Origin of the sequence: Anaerococcus urinomassiliensis (assembly GCF_900128425.1) — a bacterium.
Taxonomy (GTDB): Bacteria; Bacillota; Clostridia; order Tissierellales; family Peptoniphilaceae; genus Anaerococcus; species Anaerococcus urinomassiliensis.
In genome coordinates this window covers 752854-772164 of sequence record NZ_LT635782.1, presented here as the reverse complement: position 1 = coordinate 772164, position 19311 = coordinate 752854, and the positions used below count along the sequence as shown (strand labels likewise).

At 34.7% G+C, this 19311-nt stretch carries 17 protein-coding genes, 1 tRNA gene and 2 other RNA genes; 16 read left to right on the top strand and 4 right to left on the bottom strand.

Annotated elements, in window-relative coordinates; all coding sequences use genetic code 11:
• The 7 genes from BQ7474_RS04735 (at position 1) to BQ7474_RS04705 (ending at position 6716) form a co-directional block, all read left to right on the top strand.
• The gene (locus BQ7474_RS04735) at positions 1-1194 is read left to right on the top strand and encodes a dihydroorotase (protein ID WP_073997829.1); all 1194 of its coding nucleotides are present in this window, start codon (positions 1-3) and stop codon (positions 1192-1194) included.
• Positions 1178-2041: an orotidine-5'-phosphate decarboxylase gene (pyrF, locus tag BQ7474_RS04730; RefSeq protein WP_073997828.1), complete on the top strand. Its 864-nt coding sequence runs from the start codon at positions 1178-1180 to the stop codon at positions 2039-2041. Before BQ7474_RS04735 ends, pyrF begins: the two co-directional genes overlap by 17 nt.
• Entirely contained in the window at positions 2028-2753 is a 726-nt protein-coding gene (locus BQ7474_RS04725) for a dihydroorotate dehydrogenase electron transfer subunit (RefSeq protein WP_073997827.1), read from the top strand. The genes pyrF and BQ7474_RS04725 overlap by 14 nt, the downstream gene beginning before the upstream one ends.
• Positions 2750-3649, top strand: coding sequence for a dihydroorotate dehydrogenase (locus BQ7474_RS04720; RefSeq protein WP_073997826.1), 900 nt, complete (start codon positions 2750-2752; stop codon positions 3647-3649). The genes BQ7474_RS04725 and BQ7474_RS04720 overlap by 4 nt, the downstream gene beginning before the upstream one ends.
• A gap of 8 nt (positions 3650-3657) precedes the next feature.
• Complete coding sequence (gene pyrE, locus BQ7474_RS04715; RefSeq protein WP_073997825.1) at positions 3658-4239, top strand: orotate phosphoribosyltransferase; 582 nt, start codon at positions 3658-3660, stop codon at positions 4237-4239.
• A gap of 98 nt (positions 4240-4337) precedes the next feature.
• On the top strand, positions 4338-5039 hold the full coding sequence (locus BQ7474_RS04710; protein WP_073997824.1) for a glucosaminidase domain-containing protein: 702 nt from the start codon (positions 4338-4340) through the stop codon (positions 5037-5039).
• A gap of 36 nt (positions 5040-5075) precedes the next feature.
• Positions 5076-6716 (top strand): alpha amylase C-terminal domain-containing protein, encoded by a 1641-nt coding sequence (locus BQ7474_RS04705; protein ID WP_073997823.1) that lies wholly within the window; start codon positions 5076-5078, stop codon positions 6714-6716.
• Between the two features lie 16 nt (positions 6717-6732).
• Here BQ7474_RS04705 and cbpB read toward each other — a convergent pair whose 3' ends face one another.
• The 3 genes from cbpB to BQ7474_RS04690 all read right to left on the bottom strand — a co-directional run bounded on the left by cbpB (position 6733) and on the right by BQ7474_RS04690 (position 7689).
• Positions 6733-7197 (bottom strand): cyclic-di-AMP-binding protein CbpB, encoded by a 465-nt coding sequence (cbpB, locus tag BQ7474_RS04700; protein WP_073997822.1) that lies wholly within the window; start codon positions 7195-7197, stop codon positions 6733-6735.
• Between the two features lie 133 nt (positions 7198-7330).
• An RNA gene (gene ffs / locus BQ7474_RS04695) (signal recognition particle sRNA large type) lies at positions 7331-7597 on the bottom strand.
• Positions 7597-7689 (bottom strand) — tRNA-Ser (locus tag BQ7474_RS04690). Before BQ7474_RS04690 ends, ffs begins: the two co-directional genes overlap by 1 nt.
• Before the next feature lie 87 nt (positions 7690-7776).
• On the opposite strand from BQ7474_RS04690, the gene dnaX reads away from it, so the two are divergent.
• The 6 genes from dnaX to BQ7474_RS04660 are packed head-to-tail and all read left to right on the top strand — an operon-like array spanning position 7777 to position 14737.
• Positions 7777-9453, top strand: a complete 1677-nt coding sequence (gene dnaX / locus BQ7474_RS04685; RefSeq protein WP_073997821.1) for a DNA polymerase III subunit gamma/tau — start codon at positions 7777-7779, stop codon at positions 9451-9453.
• Positions 9454-9464: 11 nt separating this feature from the next.
• On the top strand, positions 9465-9800 hold the full coding sequence (locus BQ7474_RS04680; RefSeq protein ID WP_073997820.1) for a YbaB/EbfC family nucleoid-associated protein: 336 nt from the start codon (positions 9465-9467) through the stop codon (positions 9798-9800).
• The gene (gene recR, locus BQ7474_RS04675; RefSeq protein ID WP_073997819.1) at positions 9800-10405 is read left to right on the top strand and encodes a recombination mediator RecR; all 606 of its coding nucleotides are present in this window, start codon (positions 9800-9802) and stop codon (positions 10403-10405) included. Before BQ7474_RS04680 ends, recR begins: the two co-directional genes overlap by 1 nt.
• On the top strand, positions 10398-11354 hold the full coding sequence (locus BQ7474_RS04670; RefSeq protein ID WP_073997818.1) for a substrate-binding domain-containing protein: 957 nt from the start codon (positions 10398-10400) through the stop codon (positions 11352-11354). The genes recR and BQ7474_RS04670 overlap by 8 nt, the downstream gene beginning before the upstream one ends.
• Before the next feature lie 60 nt (positions 11355-11414).
• On the top strand, positions 11415-13346 hold the full coding sequence (locus BQ7474_RS04665; RefSeq protein WP_073997817.1) for a sucrose-specific PTS transporter subunit IIBC: 1932 nt from the start codon (positions 11415-11417) through the stop codon (positions 13344-13346).
• The gene (locus BQ7474_RS04660) at positions 13346-14737 is read left to right on the top strand and encodes a glycoside hydrolase family 32 protein (protein WP_073997816.1); all 1392 of its coding nucleotides are present in this window, start codon (positions 13346-13348) and stop codon (positions 14735-14737) included. Before BQ7474_RS04665 ends, BQ7474_RS04660 begins: the two co-directional genes overlap by 1 nt.
• Positions 14738-15116: 379 nt before the next feature.
• On the opposite strand, the gene ssrA is transcribed toward BQ7474_RS04660, so the two are convergent.
• Positions 15117-15471, bottom strand: a transfer-messenger RNA (tmRNA) gene (ssrA, locus tag BQ7474_RS04655).
• Between the two features lie 150 nt (positions 15472-15621).
• Here ssrA and BQ7474_RS04650 point away from each other — a divergent pair.
• The 3 genes from BQ7474_RS04650 to glgA are packed head-to-tail and all read left to right on the top strand — an operon-like array spanning position 15622 to position 19311.
• The gene (locus tag BQ7474_RS04650) at positions 15622-16755 is read left to right on the top strand and encodes a glucose-1-phosphate adenylyltransferase (protein WP_073997815.1); all 1134 of its coding nucleotides are present in this window, start codon (positions 15622-15624) and stop codon (positions 16753-16755) included.
• Between the two features lies 1 nt (position 16756).
• The gene (glgD, locus tag BQ7474_RS04645; protein WP_073997814.1) at positions 16757-17878 is read left to right on the top strand and encodes a glucose-1-phosphate adenylyltransferase subunit GlgD; all 1122 of its coding nucleotides are present in this window, start codon (positions 16757-16759) and stop codon (positions 17876-17878) included.
• 2 nt (positions 17879-17880) lie between these two features.
• The gene (gene glgA, locus BQ7474_RS04640; RefSeq protein ID WP_073997813.1) at positions 17881-19311 is read left to right on the top strand and encodes a glycogen synthase GlgA; all 1431 of its coding nucleotides are present in this window, start codon (positions 17881-17883) and stop codon (positions 19309-19311) included.

Sequence of the window (19311 nt, the reverse complement as noted above, 5' to 3'; positions counted from 1 at the left end):
ATGAAACAAGTATTTACCAATCATTATTCATTTGATGATGTCAAAATTTCTAAAAAACCTATCTATGTAGAAGATGGAATCATAAGCGAAGCTTTTGAAATAGATGAAGATGTAGAAGTAATAGACTGTGACAATCTAGCACTTGTCCCTGCATTTACAGACCTACATGTGCATTTCAGAGATCCTGGTTTTACCTACAAAGAAGATTTAGAAAGTGGATCCAAAGCTGCCTTAAAGGGTGGCTTTACTTCTGTGCTTTTGATGGGAAATACCAAACCAACAGTATCAAGTCCAGAAGTTTACAATGACATCAAAAAACGTGGTAAAGACCTAGATTTGATAGATATAAACCAAGTATACACTATAACAGATAACTTTGACGGCAAGACCCTGGACCACCTAGAATTTATGCCTGATTCTGTCAAATTCATCTCAGACGATGGCCACGGAGTAAATGATGATATGACCATGTATAAGGCAATGATTGCTGCCATGGATAAGGGTGTAACTATGACTTTGCACGAGGAAGTCGCAAAAGTTTCTGCCATAGACTATGAAATAGCCGAAGATGCCATGACTCTTAGGGATTGCTATTATGCCTATAAGCTAAATTGTCCAGTGCATTTCTCCCACGTATCAACTAAAGGCGCTATCACCGCCATCAAATACTTCAAGGACTTAGGTGCACCGATCACTTGTGAGGTTACTCCACATCACTTGCATTTTGCTGACAAGTCTCGCGATGAGATGAGGGTCAACCCACCTATAAGAAGTGAGATTGATAGACTATGCCTTATTGAAATGATCAAAAATGGCACAGTTGATTGTATTTCAACAGACCATGCTCCACATTCTGCTAAGGAAAAGGAAAATGGAGCTCCAGGATTTCTAGGTCTTGAAACAAGCTTTTCAACATGCTACGAAGTCTTAGTCAAAACTGGAGAGATTTCCCTCAATCATCTTATAAAACTTATGTCTACCAATCCAGCAAACTTACTTGGCCTAAATAAGGGCAAACTTGATATAGGTTATGAGGCAGACTTCACTTTAATAGATCTGGATGAAAGCTATACTTACACAGAAGAAGAAATCTTATCCAAATCCAAAAATTCACTCTTAATAGGAAAAGAACTTTCTGCAAGGGTGAAGAAAGTTTACAAGAAAGGTGTTTTAAAATATGAAGATTATAGATAGACTTTACCAAGAAATTAGCAAAAAAGGCTTTGTATGTGTGGGTCTTGATACTTCTATGGATTATTTGCCAGCTTCTTACAAAGAAGGTAAAAGCATAAGCCAAGGCATATTTGATTTTAACAGGGAGATTATAGATGCTACAGCGGATATCACAGCAATTTATAAGCTACAAATCGCCTATTACGAATCCTATGGCATCGAAGGAATGATGGCCTATCGTGACACATTAGCATATTTAAGAGAAAAAAATCTTCTTTCTATAGGAGATATCAAAAGATCAGATATTGCTGTATCTGCCAGCCAATATGCCAAGGCCCACTTTGAAGGCGACTTTGAGGCTGATTTCATAACCCTTAATCCATATATGGGAATGGATTCTATATCTCCATATTTGCCATACATAGAAAGTGGAGAAAAAGGAGTATTTGTCCTCCTACGCACTTCCAACCCTGGAGCAAGCGATTTTGAAACTCTAGATGTAAATGGCAAGGAATTATTCTATCAAATAGGAGATAAGATAAAAGCCTTAAACGAGAACTACCTCGGTGAATCTGGCTACGGTCCATTAGGACTTGTAGTTGGAGCAACTCACACCGAGGAAGTAGAAGAGATTAGGAAAAGATATGACAAGGAATTTTTCTTAATCCCTGGCTTTGGTGCCCAAGGTGCAGATGCATTGAATGTTTACAAACTTCTAAATGACAAGAATGGTGGAGTTGTAAACAATTCTCGTGGGGTCCTAAAAGCATATTTAAACTACGATGATGGCGAGGAAAATGTTGGCAAATACGCAAGACTTGCAGTAGAGAAAACTTTAAGGGATATATCTATCAATGAAGACTTATAAAAAAGGCAAAGTCCTAGAAAATATCGAAATCTCCCCAAATATATACAAGATGACCCTAGATATAAGTCTTGGTGGAAAGCCAGGTCAGTTTTTTATGCTAAGATGTGATTCCTTTAGAAACGAACCCTTGCTATCTCGTCCCTTTGGTATCTGTGATCAAGATGATAAAAGTCTGACACTTTTGTACCAAGTTGTAGGTGAGGGGACAGATATTATGGCTGGACTTACAAAAGATGCTGAAGTAAAGCTATTGGGTCCTCTTGGAAATGGATTTAGGATTGATGATACAAAAGATAAGAAGATAGCCGTAGTAGCTGGTGGAATCGGTATAGCTCCACTTTTATATTTAGTGAAAAATCTAGATACTAAGGCTGATTTTTATGCTGGTTTTACAAAAGAACCATATTTCACCGAAGAATTTAAACCTTATGTCAAGTCTATAACTTACACATCTTTTGAAAAGGACGGGAAATTCATTACACAAGCTTTTGATCCAAATGATTACGATATAATATATGCTTGTGGTCCAAATCCAATGCTTAAGGCCATCCACGATATGAACGATACAGCCGAGATACAAATATCCATGGAAGCCCACATGGCCTGCGGTATTGGAGTTTGTCTAGGATGTACAGTAGAATCAGTAGATGGTGAATTTATCAGAGTTTGCAAGGATGGTCCAGTATTTGATTCTAGGGAGGTATTTGAGTGAATTTATCCGTAGAAATAGCCGGTATAAAATTTAAGAACCCAGTTATAGCAGCAAGTGGGACCTTTGGATTTGGTAGAGAGTTTGGAGAATACATAGACCTAGGAAAACTAGGTGGCATATGCTCCAAGGGCCTTACTCTCCACAAAAACCTTGGAAACAAAGGGATAAGGATATATGAAACCCCAGCAGGGATTATGAACTCTATAGGCCTACAAAACCCAGGCATAGAATACTTTGTAGATATTGAACTTCCATATTTATTAGAACAAGATACTGTAGCAATAGCAAATCTTGGGGGACATTCAGTAGAAGAATATGTGCTCGGGGCAGAGATTCTGGAAAAAACTGATGTTCCTATGATAGAGTTAAACATATCATGTCCCAATGTCAAAGAAGGTGGCATGGCCTTTGGAACTGTCCCGGAAAAAGCTAAGGAAGTAATAACTAAGGTAAGGAATGTCACAAAAAAACCCCTTATAGTTAAACTTTCACCAAATGTTGGGTCAATTCCACTTTTTGCCAAGCTTTCCGAAGATTGTGGAGCCGATGCCATTTCTTTGGTAAATACATTTAATGCCATGGCTATTGATATAAGAACAAAGGCACCAGTTTTTGTAAACAAAACAGCTGGATTGTCAGGGCCTGCCATAAAGCCAATAGCCCTAAGGATGGTCTATGAAGCAGCCCACTCAGTAGATATTCCAGTAATAGGCATGGGTGGGATAATGAATTATAAAGACGCTCTTGAATTCATGATGGCAGGAGCAAGTGCCATCCAAGTAGGAACTGCAAATTTCATTGACTACAACACCATGATAGATATTAATACAGGCATAGGAAAATATTTAGAAGAAGAAAATATCTCATCAATAAGTGAGATTATAGGAATAATATAGGAGATACTATGGATAGAACTTTAGAATTACTAAAAAAATCGAACGCTCTTTTGGAAGGTCATTTCTTATTGTCATCTGGCAAACACTCTGATAGGTACATCCAATGTGCCAAACTAATCGAACATCCAAAATACTGCGAAGAAGTAGCAGAAATCATAGCCAAAAAACTTAAAGATAAAAATATCGATGTAGATCTTTGTCTAGGACCTGCTTTGGGTGGAGTTATCATATCCTATGAAGTAGCTAGGGCCCTTGGTCTAAATGCTATCTTTACAGAAAGAGTAGATAACATCATGACCCTTCGCCGTGGCTTTGAAATCCCAAAGGGAGCAAAGGTGATTATAGTAGAAGATGTAATCACAACAGGCAAATCTTCCTTCGAAAGCGTTGAAGTAGTAAAATCATACGGGGCAGAAGTTGTTGCCTTAACATCAATAGTTAATAGGTCTGGTCTTGATGAAATAAATGGCTTGCCAATTATCTCTGCAACAAAAATAGACGTTAAGAGCTGGGATGCTGATAAGTTGCCAGAACATTTAAAAGATACACCTGCAATAAAGCCAGGTAGCAGGAAGATGGAAAATAAATAATCTAAGACGAAGCTTGAGGAAATTTCCAAGGCTTCGTTTTTTCTTTTTATACTATTATAAATAAGGTATAATGGTCTAAAGAAAATAAAAGGTAGCTTATGAAAAAGACAAAAACTATAAACATAATAAATGGCATTTGTATATTTGCCTTAATATTTACCATGTCAATAGCAAAAGCTAGTAAAGTTGATACTTCAAAGTCATTAAAGTCTGGTATTAATGAAATAAATTATCAGACGACTTTACTTAGACAGTCTAGGGCAATCAAGTACGAAAATCTTGCTAGAGACTTAGAAGATTTCAAAGAAAAAGGGTCTAGTGGAATTGATTCATCAAATATGCTATACCTACTTAAGACAGGTCAGTTTAGTGCTGATGAACTAGAAAATGCTATAAAAGATACAGGACTTGCTGGTCTTGGCAAAGATTTCAAGGCAGCTGAAGAAAAGTATGGGGTAAATGCAATCCTACTTATGGCCATGGCAAAGCATGAGACAGGCAATGGAACAAGTGAGCTTTTTAATGATAAAAACAATCTATTCGGCTTTAATGCAGTGGACGATGATCCCTACAATAAGGCCAGTCACTTTGAAAGTCCAGCTGATTCTATAAACACCCTAGCCAAGCACTTAAAAGAAAATTACCTTGATCCTAAGGGTTCATATTATAATGGTGTATCAACCGATGGCATTGGCATATCCTATGCCACAGACCCTGATTGGGCAAGTAAGGTTAATTGGATGATGATAGAAGTAAGTCAGAATATGATAGATTCATTTAATGAGGAGGCAGGCTATTAGTCTGTCTTTTTTTGTAAGATAAGAAAGGACTTAATAATGGATACAAAAGAATATTTAAATGGTAAGTCAAATGATGCCTATAGCTACTTTGGACCAGTAAAAAAGAATAAGGGATTTATGTTTAGATTATGCCATCCAAATGCAAAGAAAGTTGAAATCATAGGTGATTTTAACGATTGGCAGCCTAATAAAATGCGTGGATATGCCTCAGGTATCTATACTGTAACAGTTAAAGAAGCCAAAAAAGGAGATAGGTACCAATTTCTAATTACTGATTCTAACAATGAAGTGAGAAAGATAGTAGATCCCTTTGCCAAAGAGATTAATCTTGAAGAAAAATGTTCGATAATTTCAGATGATTCCTACAAATTCAAAAATAAAAAAATTAAAACAGATAAATTAAACATTTATGAAGTATATATTGGATCATTCCTAGATGATGAAAGCTCCCTTGATGATCTAATCAAATACGCCAAAGAGCAAAACTTCACCCACATTAAATTTATGCCAGTAAGTGAATACATTAACTATAAGTCTATGGGCTTTACAAGCTCAGGCTTATTTGCCTATAGCAAACGATATGGATCTGCCCTTGATTTTAAGAAATTTATCGACAAATGCCACAAGGAAAAGCTTGGAGTTTTAATAGATTTGGACTTAGCGCACTTTGATTGTGATCCATATTTTATAAAAAGTTTAGAAGAGTATTTTGCTTACGATTACGATGATATCAAGTATTCTTACTACGGGGATATGAACTTTGACCCAAGTAAAGATTTTACAAAGTCTTATCTAAAATCAGCAGTTAATTTTTGGCTTAAGGAATATAACCTTGATGGAATAATGCTTACAAATATTGAAAACATTATCTATTGGCAGGGCGATGAGTCTAGGGGAGAAAATGATAAGTGGATAGAGCTATTAGAAGACTTGATAGAAGAAATTCACCAAAATAAGTCTCTGGCCCTCGCAAGTTTTAATGGCATCTACCAATATAACTTCGACTTTGACTATTGCTTAGATTATAGCTTAAGACCTATAGTAAGATCCATGCAAGATTTGCCATACAAACGCGATTCTTACAAAAAAGAGATAAATTCTTTGATTACTTCAGATAATAGCAAGAAAATCTTAGGCTTTAATTATATTGACAGCTTCCTTGATGAGGCTAGCTTATTTATGAAAATAAATGGAAGCAATGATAAGTTTAAACAATACAAGGCCATGCTTACTTTATTATATAGTTTAAATTCCAAAAAATTACTCTTTAATGGAGATGAAATAGGTTCTGCTTTAACTTTTTCAGTTTATGATCACATAGATTTGGATAAACTAAGCGAAGAGCAAGTTCATCTTAATGATTATTATAAAGATATTTCTAAACTTTACCTTAAAAGAGATGAGCTATCTAATATAAGTTCAACTACCAAACTTCTAGATGTTGAAGGATACAGTCTCTACGCTTATATTAGAGAATTTAAAGATAAGAAATTGCTTGTAATAATAAACTTTACTGATATAGACTATGAGATAAAATCTCCATACGACTTAGTGGAACTTATCAATTCTTCTGACCTTAAATATGGGGGAAAAGGTAATATTAATGGAAAGATTAATAAAAACGAGACAATATTTATAGAAGACTTTGGAGCGTGTGTATTTGAAATAAAAAAATGATGGGTGTCAAAACTCATCATTTTTTTGTAAGCTTATATTCATTTTCTATAGTGTGGGCTATGTAGGTAAATCTTTCTAGCACTATCTTTCTAGGTATAATCCCCAAGAAATAGCCGTTTTTGTGAGTGATACATATAAAGTTATTATTTACCAAAAGCCTTAGTACGTCTTCAAGATTATAATTATCAAAAAGCATTGGAACCATCTGATTCATAACCTCAGAAATTTTAAAATCAGCCAGTTGGTCCTCATCAAAAATGGAAAGTTCGTGGGCTGAAGTGACTATATTTGATATAGATATAAGACCTCTAACCCTATTTTTATTATCAAGGACTGGAATAGTTTGATAGCCAGAGGATGACAAGACCAAGATAGCATGGACTAGGTTATCGTCTTCGTGAACTGTAGCAACATCACTAGCTGGAATCATTATATTTTCTGTAGGTTGTTTGAACATTTCTTCTACAATTTTTCCTATCATTACTAACTCCTCATATCTAATATTATAAACTATTTAGATATTTATTTAAAGTTTAAAAAAAGGTTGTTACAAGAAATAAATATTCTCAATAATATTAGAATAGTTTACTTCTCTTGCAACAACCAAAATATGTAAGCACACCCAGCTTCGAAATATAAATCCATTGTAGTTTCTAATAAGCTTCGCTCATGATAGGTGACCTTGCGGCACACAGAAAGATCTACTTAATGCTGCTACGTTCCCGTCCTGACATGGTTCATAGTTTCCTGTTGCGCAAGACCCATCAATCAACACGAGTCTTACTAGGCTTATAATAAAATTATATCCCTAAACTGGGAATTCAACCCTGCTGTAGCGAATCGCAGGTTACAAGGCATCGCTAGTTCCCCGTCTAGTGCGTGGCGGAGAGCATGGGATTTGAACCCATGATACGCTTAAAACACGTATACACGATTTCCAATCGTGCTCCTTCAACCACTCGGACAGCTCTCCTTATGATTAACATATAAAATTATACCCTAAGATTATTCATATGCAAAATTTCTTATGGTATAATGAATAAGATTAGAAAGGAAGATTATGGCAAAAGCTTTATATAGACAGTATAGGCCAAAGACTTTTGATAGTGTACTAGGCCAAGATAGGGTTGTAAATGTACTCAAAAACCAGGTCAAATCCGGCAATATCAGCCATGCCTACCTATTTTCTGGAGAGCGTGGTACAGGAAAGACAACTTGTGCAAAAATCTTTGCAAAAGCAATCAATTGTCTTAATCCCAAAGACGGATCTCCCTGTATGGAATGTGAAAATTGCAAGGCTATAGAAGAAGAAACCACCATTGATGTAGTGGAAATGGATGCTGCAAGCAACCGTAGGATAGATGATATTAGAAACCTAAAAGACAATGTAATCTACCCACCCAACAAGCTCAAATACAAGGTCTACATCATAGACGAGGCCCACATGATAACAAGGGAGGCCTTCAATGCACTTTTAAAAATTATGGAAGAGCCACCAAGTCATTTGGTATTTATACTTGCAACAACAGAAATTGAAAAAATCCCATCAACAATTCTTTCAAGAGTCCAAAAATATGAATTTAATAAGATTGATGAAAATAAAATAAAAGAGCAAATAGACTATATCTTAGAAGATAAATCAATAACAATGGAAAATGAAGCCATAAGGCTAATTATTAAAAAAGCCAATGGTGCCATGCGTGATGCTCTTTCCATCTTAGATCAAGTATTATCTTTGGAAAAAGATTCCTATAAACTAAGTGAAGTTGAAAACTTACTTGGAGTAGTAGACTTTTACGATATAGATAAACTTGCTAGGGCAATAGTTCGTAAGGACTCATCTAAATCTTTGGACTTAGTATTTAGGCTTAGAGAAAATAATAAGACCAACAAAGATATCATAGATTCATTAATAAGCTATTTCAATGATATTATGATTTATAAGATGAGTGAAAATGATAAATTTTTCGAAAATGAAGAAAGACTAGCTTTTATCAAGGAATTGGCCAATGACATAGATCTTTTTGACATTGGCGATTATCTTGATATATTGATTGACTATGGGACAAGGCTAAAGCAAGTTGACAATACTGATGTCTTGACAGAACTTTGTGTACTAAGGCTAGTAAAACTTAAAAATACCAAGAGTATAGAATCGAGAATCAAAGCCTTGGAGATGGCTAGTCCATCTGATATCGACGATTTGGTAAATAAGATTCTTGATAGTAGACTAGCAAATCTAGGCAATTTACCACAAAGACCTAATAATACTAGTGGACAAGATGAGCTAGCAATCGAAGTAAATGAGCCCGAAAAATCTGTATCAGAAGAAAAATCTGAGATTCCACCAGAAGAAGCTAGCTTTGAAGATTTTGAAGATACTAAAGTAGTTAAGCTTTCAAAATCACAAGAGTTGCAAGTCCAGGATATGATTATAAAAACTGCCGGAGGGATTTTCCATGAATTCTTCCGTGACCAGGGTTTGCAATACAAAATCGACGGCAATAAGTTTATCTTGGCAGCAGATAAGGAATTTTATAGGTTCATTTTAGAAAAGAAAACTGACGATATAGAAAGAAATCTTATGGAAATCTTAAATGGGGCATATATATTTACTATTGCCACAAGCGAAGATTTAAACCATAATGATAATAAGAAGGATACAAAAATAGAAAAAAAAACTGACAATTCCCAAAGACTATTAGATGTTTTTGGTGAAGATTTAGTCATAGAATAGGAGAGATAAATATGGCAAGAGGCGGATTCCCAGGCGGAGCAAATATGAACAATATGATGAAACAAGTTAAAAAGATGCAAGAGCAAATGGAAAAGGCTCAACAAGATATAGAAGAAAAAGAATTTGAGTCAACATCAGGTGGCGGAGTTGTATCTGCAACTGTAAATGGCAAGAAAGAAGTCATAGCTATCAAAATTGACCCAGATGTAATCGACCCAGAAGATGTCGAAATGCTAGAAGATTTAATCATTGCAGCTATAAATGATGCAATGAAAAAGGCAGACGAATATAGCGGAGAAACAATGGGCAAATTAACAGGTGGACTAAACATACCAGGTCTTATGTAATGGCAATCTATCCAGAAAGTTTAGATAATCTAATAGAACAATTTCAAAAACTTCCTACTATAGGCAAAAAATCTGCTGAAAGACTAGCAATGAGCATAGTTAGTAGAGATAGGGATAGTGTAGAGGATTTTTCTAAGGCGCTTATAGAGGTCAAAGAAAAGATAAAGCATTGCGATATCTGTGGAAATCTTACAGAAAATGACATATGTGATATTTGTAAGGACATCACCCGTGAAGATGACTTTATTTGCGTTATCGAAGATGTAACTGATCTCATAGCAATAGAAAAATCTCACGCCTATCATGGCAAATACCATGTCCTAGGTGGTTTGATATCTCCTTCAGATGGAATTGGCCCTGAAGAGTTAAACATAGATAAACTTATCAAAAGAATTGATGAAGATGGGGTAAAGGAGATAATACTTGCAATTTCTTCCACTATAGAAGGAGAAACAACTAGCCTATTTTTATCAAGTTTATTAGCCAAAAAAGGTGTAAGACTATCAAAGATTGCCCAGGGTATACCAGTTGGCTCAAACTTAGAATATTTTGATCAACTTACCTTAGAAAGGGCAATAGAAGATAGGAGAGAAGTTATTGAATAAATCTAAAAAAATAATTTTATCATTAGCCCTTATATTTCTTGTGTCATCATGCAGGAAAAAGGAAGATCCACAAGTCCAAGTGGAAAAGCCAGCTATTAAAGAAGAAATAAAAGAAGAAACAAGTCAAATCAATATAAAACCAGGAACATTTGCATCCAAAGTTATTCTAGAGAATATGGCAGATGATACGTTTGATTTTAATATCGATAAGACTAATAATTATAGCGAAATAGAGCAAAATGACTTTGACGTTGCAGTAGTACCTGGCTACCTAGCTCCTTATTACTACAACAAAACAAATGGGAGTATAAAGATAGCGGCTATCACATCGACAGGAAATTTGTACTTAGTAAGTGATCAAAAAATAAACAATCAAATGGACTACAAGGGCAAAAACTTATATATAGCAGACTTAGCCAATAACCTTGGCAAAATTGTAGAAAATAAGCTAGGTCCATTAAACTTTGTCCTAAGGATTAATGTAGAATACTATAAAAACCTAGGTGAAATAGTAGAAAAAATGGAGAATTCATCAAACTATCTTGCAATACTAGCAGATCCCTACTACACAAGATCCTTAAGAAATACCCAATACGTATCTAGTGTTGATGACTTGCTGCAAATGGGTGAGGGAGATTTTATCAGCGAGGTTATAATAGTAAATAATAGTTACTTGGAAAATAACGAAGAAAGCTTCAAAGATTTCCTAGAATCTTACAAAGAAGCTTCTGATAAAATAGGAAAAGACACAAAAGTATCCAATGACCTATTATCCACTTATGATATCACAGAAGATGAAGCAAAAAAGGCCCTAGATAGGATGAATATCACCTATGTAAGCGGCCAATCAATGAAAGATATATTTAATAATTTCATTGACAAATTGTACCAATTTGACAAAAATATCTTTGCTGGTGAAAAACCAGACGATGATTTTTATTATAATTAAGAGCTTAGGCTCTTTTTTATTTGGGAAATTTGATATAATAAAGTAAAGGAGGGAATATGTATGGATAATAGGAAATTAGCCGAAGAAATTATAAAAAATGTCGGCGAAAAAGATAACATTATATCAGCAGAACATTGTGCCACAAGGCTTAGATTTCATCTAAAAGATTTTTCAAAAAGGAATGATGAAGCTATTATGGACCTAGATGATGTGAAGGGAACTAACCTATCAAACAATCAGTATCAAATCATCTTAGGATCTGGAAAAGTAAATTTAGTTACTGATGAAGTGCTAAAAATTATTGGGGATGAGAAGATAAGCGATGCACCAGTGGAAAAAGAAGGTAATTGGTTACAAAGAGCAGTAAAAACTCTTTCAGATATTTTTGTGCCAATAATACCTGCAATAGTAGCTGGCGGTCTTTTGATGGGACTAAATAACATATTGACAGCGCCATTTTTTAATGGCCGAAGTGACTCAATCATAAGTCTTTATCCTGGCATTGCAGGTCTTGCACAGATGATAAATACTTTTTCATCAGCTGCCTTTGCATTTTTACCTGTACTAATAGGATTTTCAGCTACCAAAAAATTTGGAGGTAATCCTTACCTAGGTGCTGCAATGGGCATGATAATGGTCCATCCAGACTTATTAAATGCTTACAGTTTGGCGGCAACTCCTGCTGGAGATATTCCTTTGTGGAATATATTTGGTTGGGATATACCAGCAGTAGGTTACCAAGGAACAGTATTGCCAGTACTTGCTGTAGCTTGGATCTTAGCAAAAATCGAGACTAGACTTCACAAGGTAACACCTACATGGCTAGACAACTTAACAACGCCTTTGCTTGCAACACTGATTACAGGATTTATTACATTTGCCTTTGTTGGTCCACTATTAAGAACAGCAGGTGACTTGTTAACTGTAGGTATTACATCAATGTATAATACCTTAGGATTTTTGGGCGGAGCTTTGTTTGGATTGTTCTATGCACCAATTACAATGACTGGCATGCATCACAGCTTCATTCCAATAGAAACCCAACTTATAGCTAAGGCTACAACTAGCGCAGGTGGATCATTCATATTCCCAACTGCTTCAATGAATAACGTTGCTCAAGGAGCGGCTGTTTTAGCGGTTCTTATGACAACAAAAAATGAAAAAATGAAATCAACTGCGGCAGCATCTGGGGTTTCTGCCCTACTAGGTATCACAGAACCTGCTATGTTTGGTATTAACTTAAGATTGCGCTATCCATTTATAGCTGCTATTATTGGTTCAGCAGTAGGAAGTGCTTGGCTTGCCTTTCGTCATGTATTAGCCATAGCCCTAGGAGCTGCAGGTATACCAGGATTTATATCCATAAGACCAGAAAGTTGGCTAGACTTTGGCATAGGAATGATTCTTGCCTTTGGAGTTTCATTTGGCCTAACAATTTTCTTTGATAAGTCAGGTATGCTTCGTCAAGTTGACAAAGATGATGAAAGTAAAGTAAAAAACGGACCAACTAATAAAGAATTAATTGCTACAAATGACGAAATTGGAGAATTGGAGCTATTTTCACCTATGAAAGGTCTAGTAAAACCAATAAGTGAATCAGAAGATGGTGCATTTGCTTCAAAGGCCCTTGGAGATGGCGTAGCAATTGACATAAGCTCTAATCAAATTTTCGCTCCTTGTGATGCCAAGGTAGAAACAGTATTTCCTACAGGACATGCTATTGGACTTTCAACATCAAATGGTATCAATATCCTAATTCATGCAGGAATTGATACAGTAAACTTAGAAGGCAAGGGATTCAAATCTTTTGTTAGTGAGGGGGATGCTGTTAAAAAAGGGGACTTGCTTATGGAAATGGATCCTCAAGTAATCAAAGAGGCAGGATACTCAACACAAACCATGCTAGTCTTGATGGATGTGGACGAATCAAAAACAATAAATGTAGACCAAGGCCAAAAAGAAGTAGGAGACCATATAATTAGGATTAGTTAATGTATAGCAAAGAATATTTTAATAAAGAATTTGAAAAAAATAAAATAGAAGAAAAGATTAATGATCCATTTAATCTTAAATACCATATAAGCCCTATTACAGGCTGGCTCAATGATCCCAATGGACTATGTCATCTTGATGGGACATATCATATTTATTATCAGGCTGACCCACTTCATGCCATTAGAAAAAATATTATTTGGGGCCATGTTACAACAAAAGACTTTATAAATTATAAGTACCATGAACCGTTTATATTTGCAGATACAAATATTGATAAAGTTGGAGCCTATTCTGGCTCTGCCTTTATAAAAGATAATAAAATAAACTTTTTTTATACTGGCAATGTCAAATATCCTGGTAATTACGATTATATCAACGATGGGCGTGACCACAACACAATCAAAATCGTATCAGAAGATGGATTTACTTACCATAAAAAAGAATTGATTTTATCCAATGATGACTATCCAAAGGATTTGACTAGACATGTTAGAGATCCAAAGATTTATGAAGAAGATGGAAATTACTATCTTTTCTTGGGCGCCAGAGATAAAAACAATAAGGGTAAGGTCATAGTATATAGATCAAATGACTTAGAAAAATTTGCCTATCATATGGAAATCACTACAAACTACGACTTTGGATATATGTGGGAATGTCCAGATTTCTTTGAACTAGATGGAAAGAAATTCCTTATGGTATCTCCCCAAGGCTTGGAAAGTGAAGAATTCAAATACCAAAACATATATCAATCTGGCTATTTTCCAATAGATGTAGACTTAAAAGCAAAGACCTATAGCTTTGGAGAATTCGTAGAACTAGACTATGGTTTTGATTTTTACGCTCCACAAACATTTGAAGATGAAAAAGGCAGAAGAATTCTAATAGGATGGATGGGCATGCCAGATGCCTCTTATACAAATCCGACAGTTAAAAATAACTGGCAACACGCATTGACTCTTCCTAGAGAGCTAAAAGTGTCAGACAATAAACTATTGCAAAAACCAATAAAAGAAATAGAAAATTTAATAAATAAAAAAATAGAAATAAGAAAGAACGAAAATTATTTCTACCAAACATTTGAATTTATTTCTGAAGATATTGATGGAGAATTTGAAATATACCTAAGATCTGATGCAAAATTAACCTACAAGGATCAAATCCTAAGCCTAAAACTAGGCGAATGTGGATATGGAAGATGCGAGAGAAAAATAAGGATCGAAAAAATAGATGATATTAGTATATATTCAGATACATCTTCGGTCGAAATCTTTATTAATAATGGGCAATATGTAATGACAAGTAGAGTGTATGGTGAGAAAAATCTATTTAAATCAGACATTATAGGAACTCTTTATGAAATGGATGCTATAAAGTGGAATTTATAAGCAAAGAGAATAACATCAAAAAATTATTATAATTAAAGAATAAAGGAGCCATTATGATCTGAAAAGCTCAATCCATTATAGGATTACGGTTTTTCAGCTCATGATAGGCTCCATTTTTATTCTAATAATGCGCTTAATCAGTAAACTTTTGACCAGCCTACTAGCCTTATTTGCAAAGCTAATTGCTAGATTATTAAATAAGATATATCTAGGAGGAAAGTAACTTAGCAAAGATTGGTAGATTAAAAGCAAAACAAGTAAGAAAAGATAAAGCTTTTAAAAAGATATTAATAATACTTATATTAGTTTAAAAATTATTAATACTAAAATGGTCTTTATAAAAAATAAAACCTTGAAATTGCAATGCTTTCAAGGTGTTTGGTGGAGATGATGGGAGTCGAACCCATGTCCGTGGAAGTGTCCTCAGAGGCTTCTACAGGTTTATTAAGTTTAAAGTTTTCGCATAAAACTTTATAAACTTACAAATAAGTTATATGCTAGCTTCATCATACTGCAACTAGCTCAAAGCTTTGCTAGAAGAGTTGTCGCTAAAATTATGAAACAAATTGTAAGTTTGCGACTAACCTACAATTCATTGCTACCAGTTTCTTAGGCAGCTAGTGCGAAGTTTGCTTCGCTATTGTTGTTTGCGTTTATATTTAAACACTGATTTACGATCAGCAAACGACCTGCTACCAATGATTATTCGACCACGTCGAAACCATGGCATCCCCAAGTAGCATAAATTATACTAGGAAAAAACCTTATTGTCAAAAATTGAGATATTTTGTAAAATATATAATAAGAAAAGGTTTTTCTAATTACGCCCAGCTTTACTGGGTATTAATATAATAAGAAAATAATTATGCGCAATGGAGGATGCAATGAGAAACTCAAATAAGACAGTAGCTATGCTATTGGCTGGTGGTCAAGGTTCACGTCTTAAGGCCTTGACTAAAGATATGGCAAAACCTGTAGTTCCTTTTGGTGGAAAATACAGAATTATAGATTTTGCTTTAAGTAATTCTACCAATTCAGAGATTAGGGATATTGGTGTTTTGACTCAATATAAGCCACAGCTTTTAAACCGTCACCTAGGTATTGGTTCTGCTTGGGATTATGATAGAAATAACGGTGGATTAAGAATATTATCACCATATTATACTGAAGATGGGGGTAAGTGGTTCGAAGGTACCGCATCTGCTATTTATGAAAATATTAAATATCTTGATAGCGTCAATCCAGAATATGTTTTGATATTATCAGGTGACCATATTTACAAGATGGATTATAGGAAACTCCTTGATATACATAAAGAAAAGGGTGCTGATGCTACTATAGCGGTAATGGAAGTTGATTGGGATGAAGCTAGCAGATTTGGTATTATGAATACTGATGAAGATGGCAAAATCACTGAGTTTGAAGAAAAACCAGAAGATCCAAAATCTAATCTTGCATCTATGGGAATTTATGTATTTAATTGGAAAGTGCTACGTAAGGCCCTAATAGAAGATAATGATAATCCTGATTCTTCAAATGACTTTGGTAAAGATATTATCCCTAAAATGCTTAATGATGGCAAACCTCTTTACGTCTATAAGTTTGATGGATATTGGAAAGATGTTGGAACTGTAAGGAGTTTCTGGCAAGCTAACCTCGACCTTATCGATCCTAATAATGAGCTAAGGATTTATGACGAAGATTGGAAAATATATACTACAAGCCTAAACTTGCCACCACACAGGATTGGCAAAGAAGGTATACTTGAAGATGCTCTAGTTAATGAAGCTTGTGTGATTAATGGCAAAGTTAAGAATTCAGTTTTATTCTCAAATGTTAAAGTTGAAGAAGGTGCTGAAGTTTGTGACAGTGTCTTATTAAATGGATCTACGGTTAAGGCAGGGGTTAAGATTTACAACTGTGTAGTTGCTGAAGATATTGAGATTACAGAAAATATAGGCAAAGAAGGCGATGATAAGGTTTATCTTGTAAGTTCAGAAGGAATCGAGGAGGAATAAGATGGATAGCATTTTAGCTTTAGTGTATAGTTCAGAGTTTGATTCTGGAAATTATGATGAATTGTGCAAGGTTAGACCAGATTATATGCTACCATTTGGTGGAAGGTATAGGATTATTGACTTTACTTTGTCAAATCTGACAAATTATGATATTACCAATGTGATACTATTTGCAGGTAGGAAGATGAGATCAACCTTAGATCACATAGGAAATGGTAGAAGTTGGGAACTTAACCGCAGACGTGGTGGTCTTACAATAATTCCTCCAAATTACGGTATTGCAAATCCTAGCGAAGTTGAAACATATTATGACACTATTAGAGGTATTGAGGATTCTAATGCAGAATATGTTTTTATTACCAATCCAATGTACATTTCAAAGGTTGATATAAGCGATGCAAAAGAATATATAAAATCAAATGATAGTGATGTATTGATATTTACACAAAGAATGCGCGATGACGATGGTTTTTATCTAAATAGAAAGATTATAAATTCTGATGAAAATAATAATCCAGTAAGCCTTGGTACTAACCTAGGTTTATCGGATGAATTCGATCTTTTCGCAGGTTCAATACTAATAAAAAGAGATGTTCTAATCAAGGTATTAAGATATGCGGTTGAGAGAAATACTATTTCATCACTTCTTACAGCAATATTTTCTCTACCAGAAGATTTAAACATTGATTTTTATAGGACTGAGAAGCATATTGAGATTATTATGGATACATTTTCATTCTTTGAAGCAAATATGAAGCTTTTAGACGAAGAATTATACGACTCCTTATTTTACCAAGATGGTCTAGTTTATACCAAGTCTAAGGATGAACCTTCAACATCATATACAAAAGATAGTAAGGTTAAAAACTCTCTTGTTGCAAATGGTGCTATTATAGAAGGTGAGATTGAAAATTCAATAGTCTTTAGGGGAGTTACAGTTAAAAAGGGTGCTGTTATCAAAAATTCAGTTATCTTCCAAGATACAGTTATTGGTAATGACGCAATACTTAACTTTGTTATAACTGATAAGGGAACAAAGATAGGAAACAACGTGAAATTATTTGGTAACAGGGTTCACCCATTTGTATCATCAAAAAATGAAGTAATGGAAGAATGGAGCTAAAAATGAATGTACTTTTTCTAGCTAGTGAAGCAGTACCTTTTATCAAGACAGGAGGTCTAGCCGATGTTGCTGGATCTCTACCAAAAGAACTTAAAAAGATCGGCGTTGATGTCAGAGCTGTAATCCCTATGTATGGTTCTATCGACGAAAAATATCTTTCAAAAATGGAAAAGGTCACTGAGTTTTATGTAGACCTAGATTGGAAACACCAATACGCAGGAGTTTATAGACTCGATTATGATGGAGTCTGCTATTATTTCATTGATAATCAAGAATACTTTGATAGGGGATATCCTTATGGCTTTGATGACGATGCAGAAAGATTCATTTTCTTCTCAAAAGCTTGTACCCTACTTCCAAAAGAAATAGACTTTAAACCAAACATTATCCACTCTAATGACTGGCATACGGCTATGGTCAATGTATTTGTAAATGATTTTAGGCATGGGGATAGCTACTATAACGATATAAGAACATTATTTACCATCCACAATTTGAAATACCAAGGCGTATTTAACCCAGATATAATGAGACTGGCTGGTCTTGATGGTGGATATTTTAACGAAAATGATTTGAAATATTATGATGCAATTAACTTTATGAAAGCTGGAATAATCCATGCTACTGCTGTCAATACTGTTTCAGAAAATTATGCTCGTGAAATCCACTACCCATTCTATGGAGAGAGTCTGGATGGGGTTATTCGTGAATATGATTACAAATTATCAGGCATTGTAAACGGTATAGACTATAATGAATGGAATCCTGCAACGGATAAACTTATAAATCAAAATTTTGACATAGATAGTATAGACAAAAAAGTTAACAATAAATTAGCCTTACAAAAACAATACGGTCTACCACAAAGAGAAGATGTACCAATGATTGGTATGGTAACAAGGTTAAACGAAATGAAGGGTATGGACCTTGTAAGGTACATATTAGATGAGCTATTGGAAGAAGATATCCAGATTGTAGCCCTAGGTACTGGTGACTATACTTATGAAGAAATGCTAAAATATTTTGCTTGGAAATATCCAGAAAAACTTTCAGCAAGAATTTATTTTGGTGGCCAAGAAGCTCACCAAATATATGCATCTAGTGACTTTTACCTTATGCCTTCAATCTCAGAACCTTGTGGAATCAGCCAGCTAATTGCTATGCGCTATGGAGCTTTGCCTATAGTTCGTGAGGCAGGTGGCCTTAAGGATACGGTTATTCCTTACAATGAATACACAGGTGAGGGTACAGGATATTCTTTCTCAAATATCAATGCCCATGAGTTATTATTTACAATCAAAAACGCTATAAATATTTATAAAAATAATAAAGAAGCACATAATAGACTTGTTAATAATGCAATGAAAAGCGATATAGACTGGCAAATGTCAGCTAAAAAATATAAAGATTTATATGATGAAACAAGAGCCTAG